This is a genomic window from Buttiauxella brennerae ATCC 51605 (genome assembly GCF_001654925.1).
GTDB lineage: Bacteria > Pseudomonadota > Gammaproteobacteria > Enterobacterales > Enterobacteriaceae > Buttiauxella > Buttiauxella brennerae.
This window is the reverse complement of sequence record NZ_LXER01000068.1, coordinates 1-419: the sequence shown is the minus strand read 5'-3', so window position 1 is coordinate 419 and position 419 is coordinate 1. Positions and strand designations below refer to the sequence as shown.

At 59.2% G+C, this 419-nt stretch carries 1 protein-coding gene; it reads left to right on the top strand.

Annotated elements, in window-relative coordinates; all coding sequences use genetic code 11:
- Positions 1-419: Ig-like domain-containing protein (locus tag M975_RS22015; RefSeq protein ID WP_157093432.1), on the top strand; the 419-nt coding region annotated here is incomplete at both ends.

The window sequence follows — 419 nt, the reverse complement described above, 5'->3', positions numbered from 1 at the left end:
GCCCTGACCATCGAAACGGTGGCGGGTGACAACACCGTCAACGCCAGCGAATCCCGTATGCCGACGATGATCTCCGGCGTGGTGAGCGGTGATGCGCAGGTGGGTGACCACGTGGTAGTCAGCGTCAACGGGCATGATTTCAACGGCCAGGTTGTGGTCGATGCCAACGGCCAGCTGCGCTATGAAGTGCCGGTACCAACCGCGGCGCTGAATGAAGGCAACAATGACGTACAGGTAATGGTCACCGGTGTGGATGCCTCCGGTAACACCGCGATTGCGGTTGAGCACCAAAATGTGGTGCTCGATACCCAGGCACATAATGCCCTGACCATCGAAACGGTGGCGGGTGACAACACCGTCAACGCCAGCGAATCCCGTATGCCAACGCTCATCAGCGGAGAGGTATCCGGTGATGCACA